This window comes from Elusimicrobium simillimum, from assembly GCF_049639735.1.
GTDB lineage: Bacteria > Elusimicrobiota > Elusimicrobia > Elusimicrobiales > Elusimicrobiaceae > Elusimicrobium > Elusimicrobium simillimum.
In genome coordinates this window covers 1,014,337-1,038,369 of record NZ_JBEVVA010000003.1, presented here as the reverse complement: position 1 = coordinate 1,038,369, position 24,033 = coordinate 1,014,337, and the positions used below count along the sequence as shown (strand labels likewise).

General features: G+C 43.4%; 23 protein-coding genes. 9 read left to right on the top strand and 14 right to left on the bottom strand.

Translation table 11 applies throughout. The annotated features are described in order from the left end of the window. Positions 1-23: 23 nt before the first annotated feature. The 3 genes from AAIR98_RS05695 to AAIR98_RS05685 form a co-directional block, all read right to left on the bottom strand. Positions 24-872, bottom strand: a complete 849-nt coding sequence (locus AAIR98_RS05695) for an ankyrin repeat domain-containing protein (protein WP_423971238.1) — start codon at positions 870-872, stop codon at positions 24-26. Between the two features lie 78 nt (positions 873-950). Beyond that, entirely contained in the window at positions 951-1,568 is a 618-nt protein-coding gene (locus AAIR98_RS05690; RefSeq protein ID WP_423971237.1) for a hypothetical protein, read from the bottom strand. Positions 1,569-1,641: 73 nt separating this feature from the next. Further along, a complete protein-coding gene (locus AAIR98_RS05685) occupies positions 1,642-4,452 on the bottom strand; it encodes a DUF2339 domain-containing protein (protein WP_423971236.1) in 2,811 nt (936 codons plus the stop codon). Between the two features lie 193 nt (positions 4,453-4,645). Between AAIR98_RS05685 and AAIR98_RS05680 the strand changes: the two genes are divergently transcribed. The 5 genes from AAIR98_RS05680 to AAIR98_RS05660 all read left to right on the top strand — a co-directional run bounded on the left by AAIR98_RS05680 (position 4,646) and on the right by AAIR98_RS05660 (position 9,466). Beyond that, a complete protein-coding gene (locus AAIR98_RS05680; RefSeq protein WP_423971235.1) occupies positions 4,646-5,350 on the top strand; it encodes a hypothetical protein in 705 nt (234 codons plus the stop codon). A 166-nt stretch (positions 5,351-5,516) separates the two neighbouring features. After that, on the top strand, positions 5,517-5,987 hold the full coding sequence (locus tag AAIR98_RS05675) for a hypothetical protein (RefSeq protein WP_423971234.1): 471 nt from the start codon (positions 5,517-5,519) through the stop codon (positions 5,985-5,987). A 127-nt stretch (positions 5,988-6,114) separates the two neighbouring features. Next, positions 6,115-7,275 carry an aminotransferase class V-fold PLP-dependent enzyme gene (locus tag AAIR98_RS05670; protein ID WP_423971233.1) on the top strand — a complete coding sequence of 387 codons (1,161 nt, stop codon included), beginning with the start codon at positions 6,115-6,117 and terminating at the stop codon, positions 7,273-7,275. Between the two features lie 2 nt (positions 7,276-7,277). Beyond that, on the top strand, positions 7,278-8,237 hold the full coding sequence (locus tag AAIR98_RS05665) for an NAD(P)-dependent oxidoreductase (RefSeq protein WP_423971232.1): 960 nt from the start codon (positions 7,278-7,280) through the stop codon (positions 8,235-8,237). After that, a complete protein-coding gene (locus AAIR98_RS05660; RefSeq protein ID WP_423971231.1) occupies positions 8,234-9,466 on the top strand; it encodes a DUF1015 domain-containing protein in 1,233 nt (410 codons plus the stop codon). The genes AAIR98_RS05665 and AAIR98_RS05660 overlap by 4 nt, the downstream gene beginning before the upstream one ends. Positions 9,467-9,523: 57 nt before the next feature. Here the strand turns inward: AAIR98_RS05660 and AAIR98_RS05655 are convergent, their stop codons facing one another. From AAIR98_RS05655 to AAIR98_RS05645, 3 genes are all read right to left on the bottom strand, one after another. Further along, complete coding sequence (locus AAIR98_RS05655) at positions 9,524-10,576, bottom strand: hypothetical protein (RefSeq protein WP_423971230.1); 1,053 nt, start codon at positions 10,574-10,576, stop codon at positions 9,524-9,526. 84 nt (positions 10,577-10,660) lie between these two features. Next, positions 10,661-11,767, bottom strand: a complete 1,107-nt coding sequence (locus AAIR98_RS05650; protein WP_423971229.1) for a hypothetical protein — start codon at positions 11,765-11,767, stop codon at positions 10,661-10,663. 11 nt (positions 11,768-11,778) lie between these two features. Next, positions 11,779-12,882 (bottom strand): hypothetical protein, encoded by a 1,104-nt coding sequence (locus AAIR98_RS05645; RefSeq protein WP_423971228.1) that lies wholly within the window; start codon positions 12,880-12,882, stop codon positions 11,779-11,781. A gap of 176 nt (positions 12,883-13,058) precedes the next feature. Between AAIR98_RS05645 and pyrH the strand changes: the two genes are divergently transcribed. Together pyrH and frr are read left to right on the top strand one after the other, a co-directional pair. After that, positions 13,059-13,781, top strand: coding sequence for a UMP kinase (gene pyrH / locus AAIR98_RS05640; protein ID WP_423971227.1), 723 nt, complete (start codon positions 13,059-13,061; stop codon positions 13,779-13,781). A gap of 10 nt (positions 13,782-13,791) precedes the next feature. Next, entirely contained in the window at positions 13,792-14,355 is a 564-nt protein-coding gene (gene frr, locus AAIR98_RS05635) for a ribosome recycling factor (RefSeq protein WP_423971226.1), read from the top strand. 105 nt (positions 14,356-14,460) lie between these two features. Here the strand turns inward: frr and AAIR98_RS05630 are convergent, their stop codons facing one another. Together AAIR98_RS05630 and AAIR98_RS05625 are read right to left on the bottom strand one after the other, a co-directional pair. Next, positions 14,461-15,036, bottom strand: a complete 576-nt coding sequence (locus AAIR98_RS05630) for a hypothetical protein (protein WP_423971225.1) — start codon at positions 15,034-15,036, stop codon at positions 14,461-14,463. Beyond that, positions 15,036-15,611, bottom strand: coding sequence for a hypothetical protein (locus tag AAIR98_RS05625; protein ID WP_423971224.1), 576 nt, complete (start codon positions 15,609-15,611; stop codon positions 15,036-15,038). The genes AAIR98_RS05630 and AAIR98_RS05625 overlap by 1 nt, the downstream gene beginning before the upstream one ends. A 33-nt stretch (positions 15,612-15,644) precedes the next feature. On the opposite strand from AAIR98_RS05625, the gene uppS reads away from it, so the two are divergent. Further along, complete coding sequence (gene uppS / locus AAIR98_RS05620; RefSeq protein ID WP_423971223.1) at positions 15,645-16,331, top strand: polyprenyl diphosphate synthase; 687 nt, start codon at positions 15,645-15,647, stop codon at positions 16,329-16,331. Between the two features lie 269 nt (positions 16,332-16,600). On the opposite strand, the gene AAIR98_RS05615 is transcribed toward uppS, so the two are convergent. Together AAIR98_RS05615 and AAIR98_RS05610 are read right to left on the bottom strand one after the other, a co-directional pair. Then, a complete protein-coding gene (locus AAIR98_RS05615) occupies positions 16,601-17,116 on the bottom strand; it encodes an STM3941 family protein (protein ID WP_423971222.1) in 516 nt (171 codons plus the stop codon). Further along, positions 17,116-17,574: a methylglyoxal synthase gene (locus AAIR98_RS05610; RefSeq protein WP_423971221.1), complete on the bottom strand. Its 459-nt coding sequence runs from the start codon at positions 17,572-17,574 to the stop codon at positions 17,116-17,118. Before AAIR98_RS05610 ends, AAIR98_RS05615 begins: the two co-directional genes overlap by 1 nt. A gap of 21 nt (positions 17,575-17,595) precedes the next feature. On the opposite strand from AAIR98_RS05610, the gene dacB reads away from it, so the two are divergent. Beyond that, positions 17,596-19,077, top strand: a complete 1,482-nt coding sequence (gene dacB, locus AAIR98_RS05605; protein WP_423971220.1) for a D-alanyl-D-alanine carboxypeptidase/D-alanyl-D-alanine endopeptidase — start codon at positions 17,596-17,598, stop codon at positions 19,075-19,077. 30 nt (positions 19,078-19,107) lie between these two features. Here the strand turns inward: dacB and AAIR98_RS05600 are convergent, their stop codons facing one another. From AAIR98_RS05600 to AAIR98_RS05585, 4 genes are all read right to left on the bottom strand, one after another. Beyond that, positions 19,108-19,653, bottom strand: coding sequence for a hypothetical protein (locus AAIR98_RS05600; protein ID WP_423971219.1), 546 nt, complete (start codon positions 19,651-19,653; stop codon positions 19,108-19,110). A gap of 5 nt (positions 19,654-19,658) precedes the next feature. Beyond that, entirely contained in the window at positions 19,659-20,444 is a 786-nt protein-coding gene (gene rsmA, locus AAIR98_RS05595; RefSeq protein ID WP_423971218.1) for a 16S rRNA (adenine(1518)-N(6)/adenine(1519)-N(6))-dimethyltransferase RsmA, read from the bottom strand. Further along, positions 20,441-22,123, bottom strand: a complete 1,683-nt coding sequence (locus AAIR98_RS05590) for a tetratricopeptide repeat protein (protein ID WP_423971217.1) — start codon at positions 22,121-22,123, stop codon at positions 20,441-20,443. The genes rsmA and AAIR98_RS05590 overlap by 4 nt, the downstream gene beginning before the upstream one ends. Positions 22,124-22,388: 265 nt before the next feature. Further along, positions 22,389-23,774, bottom strand: a complete 1,386-nt coding sequence (locus tag AAIR98_RS05585) for a hypothetical protein (protein ID WP_423971216.1) — start codon at positions 23,772-23,774, stop codon at positions 22,389-22,391. Positions 23,775-24,033: the final 259 nt, after the last annotated feature.

The following is a 24,033-nucleotide window of genomic DNA, read 5'->3' as shown; positions in this document are numbered from 1 at the left end:
TCCTTAATTTAGTATTTTTTATATTATTTAGCGCCCTTTGATTTTAGGTACGCGGCAATTTGTTTGTAGTTATAGCGCTGTGCAAGTTCAAGCGGGGTAGGCTCGTCCTCTTCTACTTTAGGGTTAAGGTTTGCGCCGTGCTCAGTTAAATATTTTACGGCTTCCAAGTCGTTGTTAAGTATAGCAAAAGGCAGCGGCTTACCCTCGCCCAGGTTTACATCGGCACCGTGCTCTACAAGATATTTTATAAGCTCCATATTTTTATTTGTTACGGCCGCGGCAAGCGGAGTAAAACCGGTTTCTACGGCGTTTACATTTGCCCCGCGGTCAATTAAATATTTGGCTATTTCAGTGTTGTTAGAGCCAGAAGCCCAGTAAAGCGGCGTAAACGGATACTGTGCCATAGGGTAAATATCCACAGGCACGCCTTTATCAATAAAATATTTTACCGCGTCCAGGTTATCGCCCCTTATAGCGGCCCAAACATACAGCCCGTTAAGCTTTTTATCTTTAAGGTTATGGATTATTGGTTTGCGGTCAAACATCATCAGCATTTCAATAGCGCTGGTCTTTAGCCCGTTTGTTAAGGTAACCTCAGCAAACTGGTCCCCCCCTTTTTTTACAAGGTAATTGTAAATATCGGGGTGAGTATTGGGTGTGGTTGCCGCTGTTATAAGCGGCGTGGTGCCGCCGGGGTTATGGTTAACGTCCGCACCTTTTTTAAGTATAAACTTAACATAATTAAAGTTGCCCTCATACACCTGTTCCAACAGCAGTTCATTTATATCTCTGCCTTGCATTTCTTCAGGCAGCTTATCATTACAGGCGGCGGCAAATAAAACTAAAACAAATAAAATTAAAATTTTTTTCATATTAAATATGATAACAAATATAAAAAGTTATAAATAAAAAACCGCGGGAATTCCCGCGGTTTTTATTGTTTTGCAATTTTAAGAGCTAAATCCCATACCGGCTGTTTTCATAATCTTCACATCTGCGCTTTGTTTACAATCCGGGGTATATATGGTTCTGCCGTCTATAGATATAAACTCAACCCCGCAGTTAAGACTTTTAGTTTCGCCGTCTTTTATAAACTTTAATAAAAAATCAACTTTTGAGGTTACTTTCATTCCGTCACTAAATTTGCGCACATCGGCAGAAACAACCGTGTCGGAAAATATTTTATGTTCGCATTTTTTTATTTTTGCCGCTCTGGAATCGGGCGCTATCCGCTCTACAAAAACAGTCAACGGCAACTCTCGTATTTCTGTATCATTATGGGTAATACTCATAGTTCTTATATTCCAAAGCATAGGCAAATAGCATTGGGTTGCGCCGTCTGTAACCAACACATGTATTTCACTAAAATAAGAATTAGATTTTTCTAATTCATGCATAGCAACATTAGCCTTAGTACCGCTAATTTGCGATGCTGTTTTTTGAAACGCATTCCACTGCATTTTGTTTTCCGCACCTTCCGTAATACGACTGTTAAAAAGTTCCGTAGGTTCCGCATTACACAGCGCTGCGAATATAAATACAAAAGCTAAAAATATTAGTTTTTTCATATTTTCTCCTTTACCGCCTAATAGTCTAATATAATAATATTATTATATAGAAGTATCAAGATATAAAGATTAATTATATTGACTTTTTGGCTTTTTGGTATGCGAACGATACGCCTATAAGCAGCACCGCCATGCCGACCAACGCTATTACCCTGTACAAGGTCTCCAGGTACCAAATATCGCTTAAAAACAGCTTGCCGCTGGCCACGCTTATAAGAGCAATGCCTATATAACGCGCGTATTTACTGTTAAGCATAAACCCGGCCGCTACCAGCAATGTGCCAAATATACCCCACGCTAAAGTATACGAGACCGTAACGGCAAAACGGCCAAAAATCTCAAAGTTCATATACCTGCCGGTGGAGTACCAGTCCGCAATTTGCAGGTTAACAAGTACAAACAGCGCGGCCACGCCAAACAAATTGGTAATGCGTTTAAGCTTCTCGTTAGTATAAAGCATATCCGCCCCAAACATGGCTAACGCGCTTACGCCGTACGCACCAAGCATCCAGTTAAATATTTTTATGCCCGTTGGGTGATAGCCCAATACAAACGGGTTGCAGCACAGGCGTATAAACACGGCGGCAAACGCGGCGAACGCCACTTTCTCAAGTGTTTTATAATCAATAAATTTAGCCAGCCCCGCAAGCGCCAGGCCTTCCAAGGCCAAAGATATCGTCAGCCAGTTCTTGCTAAACTCAAGCGGCAGGAAGCAGTTAATAAAAAACAATGCCGCCCCGCCTATAAAACCAAGACGCATTTTTTTAGTTTTATCCGCTTTATAAAGAATAACCGCCGCCGGCGCGAAGAACGCCGTAAATAATACCGGAAGCAGACTTAAGTGGAACTGCGGCACCAGGCGTTTTATGCTAATATACAGCAGTATAAACGCCGCAGCCGGGAACAAGGCCGCCGTTGCCCACAGGTATTTGTTTTCGTCTTTCTTCATCCAAATAAACGGCAGTAATGCATAAATGAAAACCGCTATAGACACCCATATAAAAAAGCTCGCGCCTATATAAGAAGTGTGCGTATCAATATAATACGCCGCCTGCACTACAAACATGCCAACCGCCCCAACAGCAACGGCCTCATAATTACGCACTTTAAGCGCAAATCCGGCCGCCACCAAAGCTATAACTAGAGAGTAAACAAAATACAATGTCCCCACATGTCCGTCAAACTGGAATAACGCCGCCACAAGCATAAGAAAAGGCACAATAGTGGTAACCACGCTTACATTTTGCATGTCTTTAGCCACTACTGTTTTACGCGCGAAAAATGTGAATATAAACATCATAGGCGACAACACTATAGACGCGCCCAAACTTACATTAATAACAAAATCACTCTTGGCTTCCAATATAAACGCCAGCAGCACCCACGCCGCCATTATGGCATAGGCGTACAGCCAGCCTTTATAACCGTATTTTATAGCGTTAAATATGCCCATTGCCGCAAGTACAAACAGAAATGGCAGAACAGTAAATACATTATTGCCAAGCATAAATGTGGCTATTGATATCATAAATAAGAAAGGTACGGCAAGCGCCACTTTATTACCGTTTTTAAACGCTTCGTCTGTTTTAGGAAACAGGTAAGAAATGCCTACGTTTATTATTGTAAAAATAAGATAACTGGTAAGCGCAAGTACTGCCTGCCCCGCCTGCGGCGTCCACAACATAAGTATAGCGGCCGAGGCGCCGGTGGCAATCTGGAACGGTGTGGCGTTTTCTTTTGGTCTATGCACAAACAACGCGGCCATAAGCACATTTATAAGCAAAGTAAAAAGTAATATTTCCACTATATTTACATTACTTATAGCGCCTATATTAGTAAGCACCGCCATAAGCGGGAAGGAGAGGTTTGCCAACACATAAGCGTTGCCCCCCTTAACTTTAAACCTGTAAGAAGCCAGGCCTACTACCGTCACATATACGGCAAAAATACACACCATGGTAACTGTTTTGGCAAGTGTATAGTGCTCCAGCATCCAGCCAAACTGCATAAGAAAAGTAGCGCCAAGACAAAATTGTATAAGCCTGCTCCAGCCATTTTTAACACCGGTGGCAAAAGCGGCTATGTTAACAATGCCCAGAAAGCCGAACAACACAAAAGGCCTGTCCACACCCGTGCTTAAAAGTATCGGCGCGAGGAAGGCTATTACCACGCCCAAGTAACCTATATACTTAACGTCCTTTTTGACAGCAACATAGAATGAGGATACGGAGATAACGCCCATTATTACGAATGCCGCGCTTACGGGTATAAGATTATAAAAACTGTGCGCGGCGTAAGCGGCGGCGTACATTATGGCAAGGCCGCTGCCGCAGAATGTATCGGCTGTAATTTTGTACTTTTCGCCTTTCATTATAAACCCGGCGGCAAGCAGGGCGGCGCCTAAAAGGCCGCTGGAAATTACGCGCATTGTTTCGCTTATAAGGTTGTTTTCTATAGAATATTTAACAAAAAATACCATGCCTAAAAATAAGGCAAAGCCGCCTGTCCAGGCGAATATTTTGGCAAGGTTAAGAGGCTCTTTTTTTACCGGTTCCGCCACGGACGTTGCCTTAACGGCCGCAATAGCTGGTTTGGGGGCCGCTGCGGCAGCAACAGGTACAGGTTTAACTTCAGCGGGTTTTGGCTCAGGCTGTGGCTGCGGGGCCGGCTGGGTTTGCTGCGCCGCAGGCGCAGCTTGTTTTGGCTGAGCGGCTGGCATAGTTTTAACAGCCTGCTTAGGCACAGGGGCGCCAATTGCGTTTAAACGCTCTTCTAAGGTTTTTACTTTTCCCCTTAAATCCGCTATAGACACAAACAGCGCTATAAAAACCGCCGCCAGTATAAATAACGGCACCAACAATACTATGCCAATAAAAGTAGCCATACACTCTCCCTAATATTAAAGCGTCTTTATAAATAAAATTGTAGTATAGTTTAGTTTACCTGTCAACTATTTTTTAAATCTGGGTCTTAAGACCTATTTGCTTATGGGTCTAAAGACCCTGGATGATATTTTACATATTTAATAGAATATACTTGAAGCTAATTTTAAAGCTAATTTGAGAAGGAGACTCAAAATGAAAAAAACAATCGCATTACTTACAGTATTTACCCTCGGCGCGGCTATGCAGGCGTCCGCGTTGTCATTAGAACAGGTCAAACAGACCGCGCAGCAAAAAGCTTCTAAACAAGAAGTAAAAGCCGCAACATCAGCTGAAGAACTCAGCTATATAAAAGAAGAATACAGAAAAATCGGTTTAGCTATCCTTAATATTAAAAATCCTTCATACGCGGGTAAGCTCAAATCAGTAAAAACATTTGCCACAAATATCAATGTTGCAATCATCAAATCAAAATCTGGTGATCTTGACAGCAAAATTGAATCGGCTATTATCGCTACCATGGCTAATGATTTATTAAAAGAAATTGAAGCCATCCCCACAGTAACAGCCGCCCAAAACCAAGCTTTTTTGAAACAAATTATAGCACAGGCAGATGTGGATATGGCAAGAGGCCTCTCTAAAGAACAAATTGTAAATAACGCGTTCAATACCGTTGCGCAGAAATACGAAGACAACCTTACGGTTATAAACAACAACTACAAGAAAGCTCTTGGCGAATTTGAACCCGGCGACCTTGCCGACCATATGTTACGCGTTTACCAGGCCGAAAATGAAACTTTATTCAAAGCTTCAGTAGTGACTGTCCTTGCCGGCAAAGGTATTACCGCAAGCAAAACCGCCGAGCCTCAGATAATCGGCATTGACCCTATGTTCCAATAAAATATTTTAAGCCACACAAAATCCCCGGTTTCTACCGGGGATTTTCTTTTTTATCTTCTGAGAAATTTACATTTTATACTTTTTCACGTCGTAAAAAATATTTTTACCCCTTGATTTTTTAATATTTTACATTTATATTAATAATAAGCATTAGCAAGGAGGCGGTATGAAACGTGTATTCATTGTTATGACGGCCGTGGTTGTTGCCTTACTTGCATTAACTGTTGTGGGATGTAAAGGCAGAGGCCCCGGTTACGATATAGAACAAGAAGCGGCTTACCTGACGGAAGCGCAAAGCATTTTAAACGCGCTTAACTCTTCCGTCGCAAGATACTATTTTAAAAATGGGGACAAATGTCCCACCGCGCTAAAAGATTTAGACTTAAGCCCCCCCGAGGGCTTTCAAAACCCGATATCATATACCTCAGAAAGGTTTAATATCTCTCTTACGGCAAATAACAGCGCCGGGCCCTGTAAAATGATTTTAATAAAAAGGCTAAACCCAAAGTTAGAATATTATTTGTGGTATGACTTTGAAGATATGCAGCCAATTATGCGCTGTTGGGCAAAATGTCCGCACGCGGAAGCGTTTTGCAAAGAACATAAAATTGATATAGCCAAAAACCCCGCTTTTTAAAAAACTCCCCGCTTTTAGCGGGGAGTTTTTTTATATTTACACAGGTCTTTTTTATACTTTACAAGGCCATAAAAATTTGCGACTATTACTTTAGACCGTAAATGTATATATAAGAGAGGTAAGTATAATGAACATACCGGCAGAGATTTTACCTGAAGTTACCTTCGCGTGCGGCCCCAGCCAGGGCCACCCTGAAATAAGAAACACTCCCCTTTGTGAAACATTGTTTGAACGCTCCCACCGCGCGGGCGACGTTGCCCAAAACGGCCTTTATAAAGAAGCTACAGACAATATTAAAAAACTCTTACAAATACCGGACGATTACATACTTATCTTTTACCACGGCGGCGCAACAACAGCTATGGACGCTGTGGCCTGGAATTTAACTAAAGACTCTATTTCAGGCCTGGCGTTTGGCTCATTTTCTAAACTCTGGTGTAAAAAAATAGGCGGCGCTTTACCAAAAAATATTAAAAAAGATTTTAAATCACCCGCCGAGGGTGAGTACTTCCCTAAAGACTTGCCGGACTTTAACGCCAGCCTTGTTATGTTAACCCCTAACGAAACCTCCATGGGCGTGCAAATATCGGACGAATACCTGGAAAACGCCTGGAAATCTAAAGGGCCCGATACCTTAATAGCGTGGGACTGCACGTCATGCGCGGGCGGGCGCGATTTACCGGTGGGCAAGTTTGACGTAATGTTATTTTCTATGCAAAAGTGTTTTGGCACAGGCGGCGGGTCAAGCGTGCTTATTTTAAGCCCCCGCGCCGTAGCCCGCGCGGCGGAAGTAGCCGCAAGCGGCAGAGAAATACCTTACATATTGCAATTTGCCGAAGCGGTGGAAAAGGTAAAAAAATACCAAACGGTTAACACCCCCTCCACTACTAATATTTGGATGGCCAACGCCGCCGCCAAATGGATGCTGGCCAACGGCGGTATTAAAGGCATGGACGCCCTTTGCCGTAAACACGCGCAGTATCTTATAGACTTTGCCGCCAAAACAGATTACCTGGAGCCTTTAATTAAAAACGAGGGCAACCGCTCTTACGTTACCTTAACGCTTAGAGTGACTGACTCTAAACTTAAAGACGCGGATATTTCTAACGCCATTAAACAAAGCGGCAAAGCCTGCCTGAAAGACGGCATAAGCAAATATTCCGGCGTGGAAGATAACTCGCTCAGGATAGCGTGCTTCCCGTTTGTTGACATTAACGGCACGGGTGAGTTTGAAAAACTGGCCAAAACAATAGACTACGTTGTTAAAGAGTTAAGAAAAGGGGTATAAAAGTGAAAATATTAATAGCGGATAAGTTTCCCGACAAAAAAATAACGGTGTTAAAAGAACAGGGACATGAGGTGGCCTGCAACCCTTCTTTAGACGAAACAACTTTGAGTGAGGAAGCCAAAACTTACCAGCCTGATATTATTATAGTAAGAAGCACCAAGGTAAACGCCGCCACCATAGACGCAAGCGCCGCGCTTAAAATGGTAATACGCGCCGGCGCAGGCTATGATACTATAGACACCGCCCACGCTTCTTCTAAAGGCGTCGCCGTGTGCAACTGCCCGGGCACCAATTCTATAGCGGTGGCCGAGCTTGCCATGGGCCTTATACTGGCGCTTGACCGCCGTATTTACGACAATGTGGCCGACCTGCGCGCGGGCAAATGGAACAAAACCAAATACAGCAAAGCCAAAGGTATTTACGGCAGAACAATAGGTATAATAGGCCTGGGTAATATTGGCAAAGAAGTTGCCAAAAGGGCCAAAGCGTTTGGCCTTAACATAATAGGGTTTGACCGTTCTATGACGGCGGAAACAGCTAAAGAATACGGTATTACACTTTACAATGATGTATACAAAATAGCGGCAGAAGCGGACATTATTACCCTGCACATACCAAACACGCCTGAAACCAAAGGGTTTTATAACAAAAAATTCTTTGACCTCATGAAGCCGGGGGCGTATATTATTAACACTTCCCGCGGCGGGCTTATTGTGGAGGGCGACCTTATTGCCGCCTGTAAAGAAAAGGGCATTATGGCGGGCCTGGACGTGTATGAACACGAGCCCAAGGCCGACGCTTTGGAATTTAAAGACCCAATTTGCCAAGAACCCAATATTTACGGCACACATCATATAGGCGCGTCTACAGACCAGGCGCAGGACAGCGTGTCTGACCTTGCGCTTTTTATAATAGACAAGTTTGTTAAAGAAAAAGTGTTTTTACACCAGGTGAACAAATGATTACGGTAAAAGCTTTTAAAGCGTTACGCCCCGCGGGAGACCCGGCCAAAACAGCCGCCTTACCCTATGACGTAATGAGCACGCAAGAAGCCCTGGCTATGGCTAAGGATAACCCCGCGTCGTTCTTACATATAGACAAACCGGAAATTGACCTGCCTGAAGGCACAGACCTTTACGACGACAAAGTCTATGCCAAAGGTAAAGAAAACTTTAAACGGTTTATAGACCAGGGTATTTTTACCAAAGAAGATAAACCCTGCTTTTATGTTTACGCGCAAACCATGAACGGCCGCACGCAGTACGGCTTTGTGGCGGCGGCCAGCACGGCTGAATATGGCGCGGGTAAAATAAAAAAGCATGAGTTTACCAGAAAAGATAAAGAAGCTGACCGTACCCGCCACGTAAACACACTCAACGCCACCACAGGGCCTATTTTCCTGGCTTACAAGCATAATGAGCCGCTGGACAAAATATTGCAGGAAACAGCAAAAACAACGCCTTTATATGATTTTACAGCGGAAGACGGCGTAAGACACACTGTTTGGCGCATAACGGATGAAGCGGAAATTAAGAAAATTGAGGGCGAGTTTTTAAAAGTAGACGCTTTATATATAGCCGACGGCCACCATAGGGCCGCCAGCGCTTATAACGTGTCACAAGAGCGCATGAAAGCCAATATGTCGCATACAGGGCTGGAAAGCTACAATTTTTTCTTATCGGTTATATTTCCCGCTGACCAGCTTTATATTATGGACTATAACCGCGCGGTTAAAGATTTAAACGGTATGACGGAGGAGTCCTTTTTGGCAAAAATGTCAGAGCATTTTGACGTTGAAAAAACTGACGTTAAAAACCCGTCAGGCCGCCATGAGTTTGGTATGTATCTTAAAGGCCAGTGGTATAAGCTTGCCGCAAAGCCGGGTATTGTGCACGAGGATGACCCTATAAAAAGGTTGGATGTAAGCATTTTGCAGGAAAATGTGCTTGCCCCCCTCCTGGGCATAGGTGACCCCAGGACAGACAAACGCATAGACTTTATAGGCGGCATACGCGGCACGGCTGAGCTGGAAAAATATGTGGACACACTTGGTTATGCCGTGGCATTCTCAATGTACCCCACTTCCATGGAGGAACTTATGAAAGTGGCGGATGCGGGCCTGGTAATGCCCCCCAAAAGCACATGGTTTGAGCCAAAGCTGAGAAGCGGGCTTTTGATATATCAGTATTAAGCAAAAAATAAAAAGCGGCCCTCTTAACAAAAGAGGGCCGCTTTTTATTGTAAAAATTTACCTGCCTGTTTTAGTACCGTAAGAAGAAAACTTATCTCTCATTGGATTAAAGGTAATTTCCTTTTTAGCGGCCTCATATTCTTTGCGGTAGGCTTCTTTTTGCTCTTCTGTACCTATGGCTATTTCATGACGGGTGTCCAAAATAGCTTTAATAACCGCTGCAAACTCTTTGTCTTTTTCTATAACAGCTATAGTATGGTCATCTGCCTCAAAAATTAAATTGAAATTATTTGTTATTCTTTCAATTTTTTGTGAGGTGGCCGCGTCCGCGCTGACAGCCACGGTAAGCAACGCGCCCACTATAAAAAACCTTTTAAAAAGTCTGTAAAACTTAACCTTTGCCGGGGTAACACTCTTTAATGTATTTAACTCATATTTGATCACGCGTTCATTAATATATGCATCAAACAAAGCTTCCGGGCCGGCTTTACCGGCGTGGTTATATATAAACCGCCTTATTCGGTATGTTTCACTCGGGTTTAATATGCCTGCCGTCTCTAATATCATATAAGCTGATTCTTTAGCGGCAGTATTAATTTTGCCGGAAGGAAGCTCTCTAATAATTTCTCTAAGTTTCCCGGTTTCTCTTAGATAACTAAAAAAACCATAAAAGTTTCCTATGGTTTTGTCAGCCATAAAAGCATCCGCCATTTCTATATTCCTCTTAATTTCAAAAGCCTCTACCGCCGCAATCGTTGTGGTGTAAGAAGCGTTGTTTTTCTGCAAGGAAGATAGAAGTCTGTAAAGCTCTTTATCATTTTTTAAAGCGTACTCCATAGCCTCTTTATTAAATTGCGCGCTGAGTTTAACATAATTATCAGCCGCACAGGCATTTTCAGCAAAAGCGTCTAGCTTTGCCAGCAGCTTAGGCCCGCCAAGCCTGACAGCAACGCCAAGGGCTATACCTGTTGCCACAATAGCGCCACTGTTGTTGTTGCCGGCAAGCATAACATTATCTTGCTTACCTCTTTCTATATATTCTTTTAAGGTGTGGGGCTTTTTAACATTTTGCCCATGTCCACCCGCATGTAAAAAGGTGTTACCCAACATTGTAATAGTTAGAAAACAAACACAAATTTTATTTAATTTCACAATAAACGCTCCATTTTAAGTTAAGTAGATTATAACATTAACTTATCTTCCGCTTTTAACACCGGCGGATGTAAATTTGTTATTTCTGGTGTTGAAATTTATTTGCTTCTTTTTATTTTCAAATTCTTTTTTATACTCAGCCTGCTCCGCGGCGGTGGCCAGCGCCGCTTCGTGGTGCTCGTCAAAAATTACTTTTATAAGTTCTGTAAGTTCTTTTTTCTGTTCGATAGCTTTTATAGTGGCGTCGTCAGCTTGAAATATTAAAGAAAAGTTATTTTCTATTCTGTTAATTTTTCCCTCAGTGGCGGCGTCCGCCGATACGACGGCTGTTAACAAAATGCCCACTAAAAGAAATTTGTTAAGATTTTTTAATATTTTTATTCTGCGTGATGAATATTTCTTTAAAAACTTTTGTTCAAAACTTAAAATTTCTTGATCCAAATAAGCGTTTACCACCCTGCCGCCCGGCGTTTTGTTGGCGTGGTTAAAAACAGCGCTTCTCAACCTTAATATATTAGCGCCATACCCCGTAGTTTTAAGTTCGGCGTAAAGGGCTTCTTTTTCTCTCAGCATTTCCACGGTAACTTTACCGCTGTAAAACTCGTTTTTTAACCTTTCCAGTTTAATAATACAATTTTTAAAAATGCGAAAACTGTTTTCAGGCATGTTTTTAAAAGCAAGCGGTTCCGCTTTTTTTAAAGCGTTAATATTTCTGCCCAACTCTTCATCTTCTAAAAGTGAAAGAAGCCCGCTGTAACTTACTTTCTCTTTGGATCCATACCATTGCAGCAGGTTACGCAGTTCTATATCCTTAACCGAGACAGTGTAATCCAACGCCTCTTTAATAAGCTCTTTTGTAGCGTGCACGTCTTTCTGCCACATAAGCGCGTCCGGGGTTAAAGTCTTTTTTAAATAGTAAGACAGCCCCTCTTTGACAATAAACCTTGTGGCTAACGCTGTAATTGTTACCGCGAAAAAAAGTTCTGCGGAAAAATCTCCGCCGGCAGTTTGTAATTTAATATTATCTTGTTTTGCCCTTTCTACATACTGTTTTAATGTTTTAGGCTTTTGCGTATCAGCGCTTTGCGCGTAAATAAAATTATTTGATAACAATAAAACTGACAAGACAATAGTTACTATTTTTTTCATGTTAATCCTCATTATTTGCCGGTTTTTGCGCCGGAAGATGAAAACTTATTATTTCTTGTGGTGAAGTTTATCTGCTTCTTTTTAGTCTCAAATTCTTTCTTATACTCAGCTTGTTTATCTGCTGTGCCTACAGCCGCTTCATGGTGGTTATCAAGCAGCAGTTTTATAATATCGGCAAGTTCTTTGTTTTTTTCTATCAGTAAAATTGTCTGGTCGTCCGCGTCTAAAATAAGCTCCACGTTATTTGTTATCCTTTCCACACGTTGCTGTTGGGCGGAAGCGGAGGTTACGGCCACTAGCAAAACCGCGGCTATAAAAAATTTATTTAACAGCCTAAACGCCTTCATTCTGGCGGGATTTATTTTGCTTATAACAGTCTTTTCCGCCGCCAGCAAGTCTTTGTTGATATAAACACGTGTAGCGCGGATGGCGGTGCCTGAGTTAGCGGTATTAAATATTTCCCTGCGCAGCCTTATTGGGCTGGCGGACTTTAACTCTTTGGTCATATCTATTACTTTATAAATTGCTTCTTTTTGCACAAGCAAAACGTCTGTAAGGCGCCCGGCTTTAAGCTCCATCACAATCCACTCCAACTCCATAATACTTTTGTTTAACAAAGCGTACGCCTGGGCATAGTCATTGCCGGGAATAGCCTTTAATAAATTTTTCATGGTGTTTAATGTGGCAAGATTCTTTTTTATTTCAAAAACTTCAATAGCGCTTAAGGTGTGGATATATGTGCCGGGGGCGGAGTTTTTCATACCGACAAGCAGGTTGCGCAGTTCGCTATCCCCGGTTTCCGTGGCGTAAATAGCCGCGTCCTGCAGTAAGTTTTGCGAGGCGGCCATATTACTTTGCAGCAGCGCCATTTCCGCCTTAACCCCTTTGCCAAAAACCGCTTTTAGCGCGTAAGAAGAAACCAGTGTAATAATACCGGCGGAAAGCAAGCCTCTGCCGTCAATACCCTTTTTTTCAAATGTCACATTATCCCGCTTTGCCCGTTCTACGTACCCTTTTAAAGTTTTAGGCTGCGCGGCATTTTGGGCGTAAAGCGTGTTGCCGCACAACATTGTTAGTATAAGTATAAGCGAGATGATTTTGTTTAACTCTTTCATTAATATCCCCAAAAATAAATATTTGATAACAACTATCCTTTTTATATTAGTAATATTCCCCCCTGCTCCGCATGGGCCAAAAGGCCTATTTTTTGTATAGGCCCACCAAACATTATCTGCACAGGCGCGAAAAGTAAAAATTTGTTAAAATATTGAAAATATATAAAGGCGGTTTTATGAAGAAAACCAAAAAAGTAAACAGAATCCTGCTCAAACTTTCCGGAGAAGCCTTAGTAGAAGAGGGTAAAAGAGGTATTACCCCCTTTGCTCTTAAAGATATAGCCAAAGAACTTGCCTCAGCACTTAAAGCGGCGCCCAACTGCCAGCTTGCCATTGTAATTGGCGGCGGCAACATATGGCGCGGCGTACGTGACGGCGGCGGCATTATAGACCGCGTGAACTCAGACAATATGGGTATGCTGGCCACGGTTATCAACGCTCTTGCCCTTCAGTCGGCCTTAGAAGACGTCGGCCTGCCTACAAGAGTTTTAACATCTATTAATATTTATGAACTGGCCGAAGCGTTTATCCGCCGCAAAGCTATACGCCACCTTGAAAAGGGGCGTGTTGTTATTTTTGCGGGCGGCACGGGCAACCCGTTCTTTACTACAGACTCAGCCGCCGCGCTGCGCGCCAGCGAAATTGGCGCAAACCTGCTGCTTAAGGCCACACAGGTTGACGGCGTGTATGACTCTGACCCGCGCAAAAACCCCAAGGCCAAGCTTATTAAAGAAATTACGTACGGCGAGGCTATTTCCAAAGGCCTGCAGTTTATGGACACCGCGGCCCTGGCGCTTTGTATGGAAAATACTTTACCAATACAGGTATTCAATTTACATAAAAAGGGCAATATAAAACTAGCCCTGCAAGGCAAAAAGATAGGAACTACAATATATTAGTGAGGAAATTATGGAAGGCATAAACGCTTTAATATCCAAATCAAAAACAACAATGACGGAACATGTGGAAAGACTTAAAAGAGATTTGTCCACAATCAGAACAGGCCGCGCCAGCGCGCAGTTAATTGAAAACATACGCGTAGACTATTACGGCACGCCCACACCGCTTAAGCAAATGGCCATGATTAACGTGCTTGACGCTAAAACATTAGAAGTACAGCCGTGGGATATATCCGCCCTTGGCGAGATTGACAAAACCTTACAAAAGGCCGACCTTGGCGCCAGCCCGGTTAACGACGGCAAAGTCATACGCATAGTTTTACCCTCTATGACGGAAGACAGACGCAAACTGCTTGTTAAAAACGTTTCTAAAATGAGCGAAGACTTTAAAGTTTCTGTACGCAACGAGCGCCGCGATATTATTGAAAAAGTAAAAAAAGCGCAGAAGGCAAGTGAAATTACAGAAGACGACGTTAAACGCTATGAAGGCGATATACAAAAGTCTACAGACGCCGCCATCGCTTTAATAGACAAAACAATAGCGGACAAAGAAGCCGAAATCATGAAAATATAGTTTTGGTTTTATAGATAGTTTTATAACAGAAGCCCCAGTTACACTGGGGGCTTCTGTTGTTGCAAGTTTAAATTACGTCTTTTACTTCCCAATCTTCTTCCTCAACTAAATCTGCGGGGGGTCCTGCTCATCTCCCGTCGTATCCATTGCGCTCTGCATTTTTTCGAACTCTTTAATAAGATATTTTAAATGCCCTGCGTCAGCAGGTGACAGATCGACCGCTTTTTTATAATCCGCTATAGCAGCGCTGTAAATGGACATTTTAGAGTAAACTTCCCCTCTTCTTATATAAGCGTCTTTAAAATCGGGTTTAAGTAAAATTACCTTTGAAAACAACCCCAGCGCCATACCCATGTGGGCGTATTTAGCCGCCATAAGCGGGCCTGAAAGCAAAACACCGCCGCTGCCTTGCGTATTATAATTAATACCGTCGGCCAGCATAGCACTGTGTACGCCTGAAACATAATACCAAAAGTAGTCGTCCGGCGCGGCGTTTGTCTTACGCTCCATTACATCTTTAAACTCTTTTGTATCAGCAATTTCAACAATAGTCTCTTTGTACATATCAACATCCGCCTTTAAGGCGTCAATCTGCTGGCCTTGTTTATACATTTGATAAAAACACAAGGCAAACCCCGCCGCTACCGCTACAAATATAAATATCCTGATAACTTTTCTCATTATTTTTTATCCTTTTGCTGGGCTTTCAGTCCTTCTAAAAAAGACTGTTTAATAGTGTCGCTTACAGTGCGCCAAAAGTCTTCCGTTTCGGTTTCCTTTTGTTTAATAAGCGCCCTTGTTTCAACCAGCTTTTCCTCGCATAAGGCACACTGCGGGTTTAACCTTAACGCTTCTTTCAAATCATATTCCGCCATGCCGGTAAAAGTAGCGGCTTCTTCGGTTTCCGAGGGCATTATCCCCCTTACGTCAAAGGTGGTTTTGGCAAACTCCATATAAGCCACGCCTCTATAATAGTGCCAGCGGTAATTGCCGGGGTACTCTTTAACTTTTTCGTCTAACATACGTAAAAGGCGCGTTGCGGGGCGGCCTTTTAAAAGTTCCGTTACCAAGACTTCATGCTCTGCCAAGTCACGCTGCTGCTGCGTAGAGGACTGTGCCGTCCTGTCGTTTGCCGCGCGCATATTGTTAATCAAGTTTTCTTGCGCGTTTAAACGTAAATAGAAGTATAACGCCGCCGCGCATATAGCGCACAGCGGGATTATTAATAAAATACATTTTAAAATTTTTTTGGACATAAATTTATTCTACAAAATAAGCTAAAATTAAATATGGCAAAAAATAATCTACCCGCGCACGTAGCGTTTATTATGGACGGCAACGGCCGCTGGGCTAAGGCCAAAGGTTTAAACAGAAACCAAGGGCACGAGGCCGGCGCAAAGGCTGTTAACACCGTTATAGATTACGCTTCACAAAAGGGTATTAAATATATTACGCTTTACGCTTTCTCCACAGAAAACTGGTCCCGCCCCAAGCTGGAAATTAAAGGCCTTATGGACCTGCTTATGAAAACGCTGGAAGATTACGAGACAAACTCCGCCAAAAACAATGCCAAGCTTATAGTAAGCGGGCGCCGCAGCGGGCTGCCGTCAAATGTGGTTAAAAAGATTGATGATGTTATAGCCAAGACAGCTAAAAATACAGGATTGGTTGTAAATATAGCGCTTAACTACGGCGCCAGGCAGGAGATTACCGACGCTGTTAACAAACTTATCGCTCAAGGCAAAAAAGCAGTAACAGAGGCCGACATTACCGCAGCACTCTACAACCCCATACCGGACCCTGACCTTATTATAAGAACATCGGGCGAATATAGATTATCTAACTTTTTACTTTGGCAGGGCGCGTACAGCGAACTATATTTTACCGACGCGCTGTGGCCTGATTTTGATGAAAAAGAATTTGATAAAGCCTTAGAATCCTACGCCGACAGAGACCGCCGCTACGGCGGGATATAGGAAAAATCCCTCGCCCTATTAGGGGAGAGGGAAGCGAGCGAAGTGAGCAGGGTGAGGGTGAGGTACACAAATATAATGCAGTAAAGCTTAAATTGAAATTCTCATTTTATAACAACAAAAATACCCTCACCTGCTTTTTTGCATGCTGCTACGCAGCAAACAACGCAAAAAAACTTCCTCCACATCTTGATATATGCATGCTACGCTATCCCCTAAAAGGGAGAAGAAATAAAAAAACACTCTAGCTTGCTTCTACAATAAAACTTTTACTATTCCGTTATCTCAGGGTAACCTAAATCTACAGTAAATATTTTTACAATATCTTCAAATTTAGCAACGCTGTTTACCGCGCTGGCGCAGAACGGGCCGCCGTAACGCATATTAAACTTCATCATAGTCGCTATTTTGGGCGAGACCTTGACAAGGTATTCCTCAGGGTTTTTGACGCCGAGCACAAGCATTTTTTGCCCATGTATATCAATACGTCTTACATGCGTAACATCAGCCCTGTTAATAATTGTTGTATGGAATGGCCCCGGGAAAATGATTTCTTCGTCATTAATAATAAGCGTAAACTTTGGCCCATATGCAAGCTGATATATAAACATACCTATACCGGCAAAACCTAAAAGAATTCCGGCAATAGCGAAAAGCTTAATAACAATCGTGCTTTTTTCAGGCTCAATATAAAAGATACCAAAGTAAGCCCCGGCGATAAAAATTATCGCGGCAATAATAAAAAAGAAATTTTTAACTTTACTTACCCTTATTTTAATATCAGTCATTATTTCTTCTTAAGCCTGCTCATATGACCTGTTGTATCGGGCACCGCTCTGTCGTATTCCGTGCCAAACAGCGGGGAAGATATTATAAAGTCCGCGCTGGCCCTGTTAGACGCCGTGGGTATATTCCATAGTACCGCAAGGCGCAGGAGTGCCTTTATATCAGGGTCATGCGGCTGCTGCGAAAGCGGGTCCCAAAAGAATATCAGCAGGTCTATTTCCCCCTGCGAAATTTTAGCGCCTATCTGCTGGTCTCCGCCGTAAGGGCCGCTTTGCAAAAGACGCACCTTCATGTCCAGCGCTTCTTCTATCAGCCCGCCGGTGGTGCCCGTGGCTATAAGGCTGTGCTTGGAAAGGGAATCTTTATTAAACATAACCCATTCCAACAAATCTTTTTTCCTGTTATCATGCGCCACAAGGGCGATTGTTTTTCTTGCGGGTAATTTGGCTCTTATTGTCATAAATTTTCCTATAATATAGTCATGAGAAAATATTTTCTTACTTTTATTATACTTAGTTTTAGCGGTATTTGTTTTTGTGAAGTAAAAGTACCGCTGGACAGTCCCCATTTGCAAAATACCTCATACTCCTTTTACGCCAAATATATTAACGGGGAAGAAATTATAAGCATCAACCCCCGCCTGCGCCTTACCCCCGCCAGCACAATAAAACTATTTACCACAGCCACCGCCGTTGCCGCGCTGGACGCCGACAAAACCTTTGAAACTAAAATTTATTATGACGGCGTAATAAACTTTTGGGACACGCTTAACGGTAATATTTATATACAAGGCGGCGGGGACCCCGCGCTTGGCTCTGACAGAATAAAAGACAACGCAGACATGCGCACAGTGCTTGACCGCTGGACGGCGGAAATAAAAGCCCTTGGCGTCAAAAAAATAAACGGCAATATTTATGCCGACACCTCACTATTTGGCGGTCTCAGCCTGCCCCCCAAAACCCCGTGGGAAGATATGGGCAACTATTACGGCGCTACGGCCGACGCGCTTAGCATAAACGACAACTCTTTCACCATCTACCTTAAACCGCAGCCAATTGAGGGCGCTATTGTGGAGATAGACACAATTACCCCGGCTGTTGACGGCCTGCAGGTCAGCAGTATGATTACGGCTTCCGCACCGTCAGAACCTGCCAGCGTATACGCCTTTGGCGCGCCAAACCAGTTTAATGTTATGCTTTACGGTACCATACCCGCCGGCAAAGCCGACTACCTGGCAGCCTCTCTGCCTAACCCGCCGTTGTTTGCCGCGCAAGAATTAAAAAAGGCTTTAAAAGCGGCAGGGGTAAAAGTAACGGGGAACACCAAGCTTATTACCTTACCCGTCAGCTATGAGGGCAAAAACCTGCTTTTGACGCAAACCTCCCCCACCGTTGGCCAAATTATAAATATTATTAATAAAAAAAGCTTTAACCTCTATTCAGAAGTTATGCTCAAGCAACTTGGCGCAATTTTGGGCAAAGAAGGTTCCACCAAAGAAGGTATAGAAGTAATAAAAGTATTTCTTGAAGCCAATCAGATAAGCGCGGAAGACTTTTTGATTTACGACGGCAGCGGCCTGGCGCGGGATAATTTTACCAATACATACACAGTGGTATCACTGCTGGAGGCCATGCACAGCCATGAGGATTTTGAAGTATTTTATAATTCACTTATTATCCCCGGCCTAGATGAGGATGAAAAACGCTTTACCCGTGTATTTGCCGGTACCGCGGCCGATAAAAACCTGCACCTTAAAACAGGTTACATGTCATCAGTACGGGCGTACAGCGGCTATATTAATGATAAAAACGGGCGTATGATAGCGTTCTCATTTATAGTTAACAACTACACGTCCAAAACAGCAGAGATTAACAATATTTTTAACAAACTTATAATAGCCCTAGCCAACTTACAAGAAACGAAAACAACAAAACCGGCAATAAAAAATGCCGCTAAAAATTAGCGGCATTAAGTTATTTATTAAAACAAAAAATTAATAATCAAACATCAATATATACTCGCCGTCCGCCTCACTTACGTAATGGGCGCCAAGGTCTTCGCAGAAGAAAGACGCCTTCTCCGTCAAAGCATGGCACATGCGCGGGGCGGAACCGTCTAAAGGAATAGTAAAATAATACTGCGCTATATCCTTATCACAACGCTCACGCCAAACAACAAGGTTCATAAGATTATCATAAGAATACGAAAACCGCCCGGAGTGAAAGCATCCGCCGTGGTTACAATTACCACCTTCTCTATACGAGGAATCCTCTTTCATTTTAAGAGTAAGGTTTTTAAACTGCGGCGTATAGGCGCCGTAATTTTCCATCCTTATACGCTGCTGTTCAAGCACTTCCTCTATATTAGCGTTAGCCTCACGCACCGCAAGACGTTCCGCGATATGCACTGTTATTGGATAACCTATCCACACAACAAGCACCGCAATAGCAATGATACAAACCCATTTTTTTAGATCCGCGTTTCTTTTCTTTTTGGCCATTATAAGGCCGGCTACTTCAGTCGCCATTTCATTATTCATATTAATTAGTTAATCATTTTTTTTAGTATCTTTACAAGCAAAATATAATCAGCCAGGGCTATTTCCTGCGCTCTGGCGGCCGGGTTTACGGCGGCGGCGTTAAGCGCGGCGGTAAAAATATCTTTATCCACGTCCATTCCTTCCGTCAGAGAATTAATAATATTTTTTCTTTTATACGCAAAAGCCGCGCGGGTAACATTATCAAAAAGCGGTAGCAGGTTTTCTTCTATTTTTAAGTTTTTACTAAAAGCAAGCACTTCGCTTTCCACTTTTGGCGGCGGGTTAAAGCTGCCGGGGCTTACCCTGGTTACGCTTGTAATATCCGCGCGGACCTGGCTTTGCAGGCTTATTGGGCCGTAAAATTCACTATTTTGCGCCGCCGTAATACGCCTGGCCTGCTCACGCTGGAACATGTATACGGCCGCTTTAAAATATTTATAGCAAAGCGTTTTACGCAAAATTTCCGCCGCCCATATATAAGGCAGGTTGCTTATAAAAACAGTATCTTCCGCGGGCAAGTCTTCTGTAGGAAACTTTAAAAAGTCTTCATTAATTATTTTTACCCCCGCTTCGGCGGGCAAAGCGGAAGAAAGAAAATTAACCATCTCTGAGTCAATTTCCACAAGGGTAAAATTTTTAAAACCATGTTTGATAAGCGCAAACGTAAGAGCGCCTTTGCCGGGGCCTATTTCCACCACTCTGGCACCTTCAGAAACGGCAACTGCGGCGGTGACTATTTTATTTATAATCCCCTCATTAACCAGAAAATTTTGGCCGTATTGCTGCCTCATTTTTTCCCCTTTTCTATATATTCTAAGTTGGCGGCGGCTATTTTGTTCTTGGGGTTAAGTGTCAGCACTTGTTTATAAATCTCAGCGGCGCCGTCCTCGTCACCTATAACTATAAGCGCGGTGCCTTTGCCAAGCAAGGCTATTTCGTCTTCAGGGGCAAGCGTAAGCGCGTTATTAAAGGCAGCCTTAGCCTCCGCGCCTTTACCCACGGTAAGAGCGCCAAGGCCAAATAAAATGTAGTCCATCGCCTGCGCCTGTTTGCCGGCGGCCTCAGCGTCTTCTATACGGTCCTCAATATCCTCCATAACGTCCACTATCAGCATTACCCAAGAGCGGCCCATTTTCCACACACCCATATCATTGCCCACCGTCCTGGGGTTGTAGGCGGTGGCCTGGTCAGACTGTGTCATTTTTGGCTGGCTGTCTATAATATCGGTTTTTATATTAAGGTTAACTTCTTTACCATCAGGGGCGGTGTCTAACACTTTTTGCAAAGCGGCGGTAAGGGTTTGTATTTGTACGGCACGCTCGTCCTCTTCAGAGGCGCTTAAAATAAATGTGCGTGACATGGCGGGTAAAGACTGCAGTTCTTTTTCGGCCGCGCGCATGCGCATTTCACGCTCAAGCGCGGTCATTTCTTTGGTATTGGACATTAAATTTTTTGATTGGTAAGAAACTTCAGTCTCTATTCTTACCTCGGTCCCAGCAGGCAGGCGTGAGAGAGAGTTTTTAAGCGTTTCTAACTGCGGCGCAAGCTTGGCCTGCGACTGGGCGGGCTTTTTAACACCGCTGTAGGCCAAATTAAGCGCAAGCCCTTTACCTTCTGAACTTGTTATGGCAAACGCTTTTACCAGCACTTCACGCGCCTCTTTAGTTTTGCCTGTAACCGCCAGCAGGTTGGCGTAACGCAGGCGGGCAACAAAGTCGCCGGGTTTGGTGCGTACGGCTTTTTTGTACCAGGTAAGGGCGTCTTTATCCTCGCTGCGTTTTTCATATAACGCGCCAAGTGAGAGCATTGCGTCCTCGTAATAAGGGTAAAGTTTTATTGCTTTTTTAAAAGCTTCCTCGGCCGAAAGGTCACGCCCCATAACATCGCTTATAAGCCCCTGCTGGTAAAAAAGCAGCGGGTCTCTGGGGGATAGTGCGGTACCCATGCGTATATTATCAAGCGCTTTTTCATACTCTTTAAAAGCCATGTAAACGGAACTTAAATTTAATTTAATGTCAGAACGTTTGGGGTTAAGTTCGTCGGCTTTTTCAAAAAGCTCGGCCGCTTTGGTGGTGTCGCCCTTCCAGCCGTAGGCTATGCCAAGCAGCTGGTAAGCATCGGCGTTTTTTTTGTCCATTTTTATGGCGGTGTTGTACTCGTTAATAGCGGCGTCTATTTTACCGCTCCAGTACAGCCCCATGCCAAGGTAAAGGTAAACGTTTGGGTCTTTTGGGTTTTTTATGACTGCTTTGGCAAAGGAGTTTACGGCCTCGTCATATTTATACATGGCCATGTATTGAAAGCCGCTGCGCACGTCGCTGTAAGACTGGCGTTCCATTACGCTGTCCCACACGCTTTTGGAGTAGTCTGGGTTAACGCTTTGCTTGTATTTGCCAAGCAGTCCGGCCGCGCCTAACGGCGCGGCAAGCATGCTTATTAAAATTAAAGTAATAACCCTTTTTAAAGCCATATCAAATTTTATATTTTTTAACGGGGTATGTGTATATTTATAAGGTATTTTTATAAGGCTAAAACGTATTAAGATATTATTTCACCCTTTCGTAAAGGGAGAAAGAACGGCATATTAACTAGGGAATTTAACATAAATATTATTCGCCGCATAATACTCCTATTCACCCTCTCCTGCTTTTATTTGTGCATACGCCCAAATAAAAACTTCCTCTCCCGTCAAACAAAGGAGAGGAGTAATTAATAATGCTTTTATTAGGATAAAATTATTCGGTTTTTAAAAGCCCCTCATTAATAAGCTTCTTTTTCATATCATCAATTTTAGAATCTTTTACTTTATCAGGACAGCCGATAATTGTACCTTTAACTGTCATAAATTCCCAACAATCGCTTAATGGTATATTCTGCGCCACGCTGCAATTGCCGGTGCCGGATTTTTCCCTAAGGCCGCAAGCCTGCGCAAGAGCTTTTTGAGCGTCATTATAGGACTCGCACAAGGTTTCAACCACATTTTTAGATGCGTTCCATGCACTTGACCCCCGGCATCCCCAAAAGCCGCACTGCGGGTGTATGTTATCATTATAAAGCTGCTGCACCGCTGTATTGATAGAATCTAACAAAGTTTTTATCTGCGGCTCATACGCCTGGCGGGCCTGCCTGCAAATATTAATTCTGTCTTCTTGCGACATAAAGTCGTCTTTGTCAGACGCTATGGCGCCCTGGTCCAGCGTAATATTACTGTCGCCTTTGCTTAAAATTACGTCGTCTGGCAGTTCGCTGCCGTCAAAGGCGGCGCGGGCAAGCAGTTTTTTACTCTCGTACACTTTGGCCCTGTTGGCGGCGCGGCTAAGCACCCAGGCGTTGCCCGTTTGGTTAATAGGTTCATTACCGTTAAACCTGATATCGCCTATACGCACCCAACCGCGGCGGTAGTTGCCCTTGGGGTCAACAAAAGCGTCTACTTTGCCGCCCTTGGCTTTACCCAGGCCCCAGTCTTCAATATCTTTAGAGGCAACGTCCGGCCCGTCTTTATTTACAAAAAATTTTTTATTACCCATGGGTTTAACAAAGCCGCTTTCCGAAGGGTCGCCCATGTCATACTGAGACAGCAAAAGTTCAGTGTCATAAATTGTGTTTTGCAGTGAGTTATAGGCGTTAGGGTCAAGGTTATAGTCAGAAGGTAAAAACCCTGCGTCCGGCATGGGGCTAATAATACTGTTTACGCCTGAAAATTTGGAACCCTCTCTAAGCATTTGCTGACGCATTAAACGCGCGTTAAGCAGACGGTCACCCGTCATATCCTCATAAGACACAGGCTGTACAGAAGTAAGCATAGAGTTTAAATTACTATTCGCGCCGTAGCCGCTGCCGCCGTATACGCCCGCGTTACGCACAAAAAAACCGGTAGCGTCTTTAGACACTATGCCCGCGCTCTCGGCAAGCAGCCTAAATAATGAGGCCGGCCCCCTGTTAACCACGTCCTCCATACCTAACGCAATTAATAAGTGGGTAACACCCGGTATTTTATTAACAGGCACGGTGGAACCAAAGAGCAAAAACAAAAGCAGCAACAAAAGATAAGGCCATTTTTTACCTTTCTTTTTTTGCCCGCCTATTTTAACATTGTTCACTCTTTTAATAATTTGCGCCATAATTTAACCTGTACTGTATGAATATCATATATATTATAAATATAAAAGGAACATTTGCAAGGTATATTTAATATTTTTTATCCTCTCCCTTTTAGGGGATAGCGTAGCATGCATATATCCAGTATGTGGAGGAAGCGAGTATATATGAGCAGGTGAGGGTGATGTGCACAAATATATGCCGTTATAAAACAAAATACTTTTGAGAAGCAGAAGCATCACCCTCACCTATTTTTTTGCAGCTGCTACGCAGCAAACAACG

Bases quoted from the DNA above. Each gene is read 5' to 3' on its own strand.
- AAIR98_RS05685 (WP_423971236.1), bottom strand. From the start codon at position 4,452: ATGGCTACTTTTATTGGCATAGTATTGTTGGTGCCGTTATTTATACTG.
- AAIR98_RS05630 (WP_423971225.1), bottom strand. From the start codon at position 15,036: ATGAGAAAAGTTATCAGGATATTTATATTTGTAGCGGTAGCGGCGGGG.
- pyrH (WP_423971227.1), top strand. From the start codon at position 13,059: ATGAAGAAAACCAAAAAAGTAAACAGAATCCTGCTCAAACTTTCCGGA.
- AAIR98_RS05600 (WP_423971219.1), bottom strand. From the start codon at position 19,653: ATGAATAATGAAATGGCGACTGAAGTAGCCGGCCTTATAATGGCCAAA.
- AAIR98_RS05585 (WP_423971216.1), bottom strand. From the start codon at position 23,774: ATGGCGCAAATTATTAAAAGAGTGAACAATGTTAAAATAGGCGGGCAA.
- uppS (WP_423971223.1), top strand. From the start codon at position 15,645: ATGGCAAAAAATAATCTACCCGCGCACGTAGCGTTTATTATGGACGGC.
- AAIR98_RS05660 (WP_423971231.1), top strand. From the start codon at position 8,234: ATGATTACGGTAAAAGCTTTTAAAGCGTTACGCCCCGCGGGAGACCCG.
- AAIR98_RS05645 (WP_423971228.1), bottom strand. From the start codon at position 12,882: ATGAAAGAGTTAAACAAAATCATCTCGCTTATACTTATACTAACAATG.
- frr (WP_423971226.1), top strand. From the start codon at position 13,792: ATGGAAGGCATAAACGCTTTAATATCCAAATCAAAAACAACAATGACG.
- AAIR98_RS05625 (WP_423971224.1), bottom strand. From the start codon at position 15,611: ATGTCCAAAAAAATTTTAAAATGTATTTTATTAATAATCCCGCTGTGC.
- AAIR98_RS05695 (WP_423971238.1), bottom strand. From the start codon at position 872: ATGAAAAAAATTTTAATTTTATTTGTTTTAGTTTTATTTGCCGCCGCC.
- AAIR98_RS05670 (WP_423971233.1), top strand. From the start codon at position 6,115: ATGAACATACCGGCAGAGATTTTACCTGAAGTTACCTTCGCGTGCGGC.
- AAIR98_RS05610 (WP_423971221.1), bottom strand. From the start codon at position 17,574: ATGACAATAAGAGCCAAATTACCCGCAAGAAAAACAATCGCCCTTGTG.
- AAIR98_RS05590 (WP_423971217.1), bottom strand. From the start codon at position 22,123: ATGGCTTTAAAAAGGGTTATTACTTTAATTTTAATAAGCATGCTTGCC.
- AAIR98_RS05615 (WP_423971222.1), bottom strand. From the start codon at position 17,116: ATGACTGATATTAAAATAAGGGTAAGTAAAGTTAAAAATTTCTTTTTT.
- AAIR98_RS05655 (WP_423971230.1), bottom strand. From the start codon at position 10,576: ATGTTGGGTAACACCTTTTTACATGCGGGTGGACATGGGCAAAATGTT.
- AAIR98_RS05690 (WP_423971237.1), bottom strand. From the start codon at position 1,568: ATGAAAAAACTAATATTTTTAGCTTTTGTATTTATATTCGCAGCGCTG.
- dacB (WP_423971220.1), top strand. From the start codon at position 17,596: ATGAGAAAATATTTTCTTACTTTTATTATACTTAGTTTTAGCGGTATT.
- AAIR98_RS05675 (WP_423971234.1), top strand. From the start codon at position 5,517: ATGAAACGTGTATTCATTGTTATGACGGCCGTGGTTGTTGCCTTACTT.
- AAIR98_RS05650 (WP_423971229.1), bottom strand. From the start codon at position 11,767: ATGAAAAAAATAGTAACTATTGTCTTGTCAGTTTTATTGTTATCAAAT.
- rsmA (WP_423971218.1), bottom strand. From the start codon at position 20,444: ATGAGGCAGCAATACGGCCAAAATTTTCTGGTTAATGAGGGGATTATA.
- AAIR98_RS05680 (WP_423971235.1), top strand. From the start codon at position 4,646: ATGAAAAAAACAATCGCATTACTTACAGTATTTACCCTCGGCGCGGCT.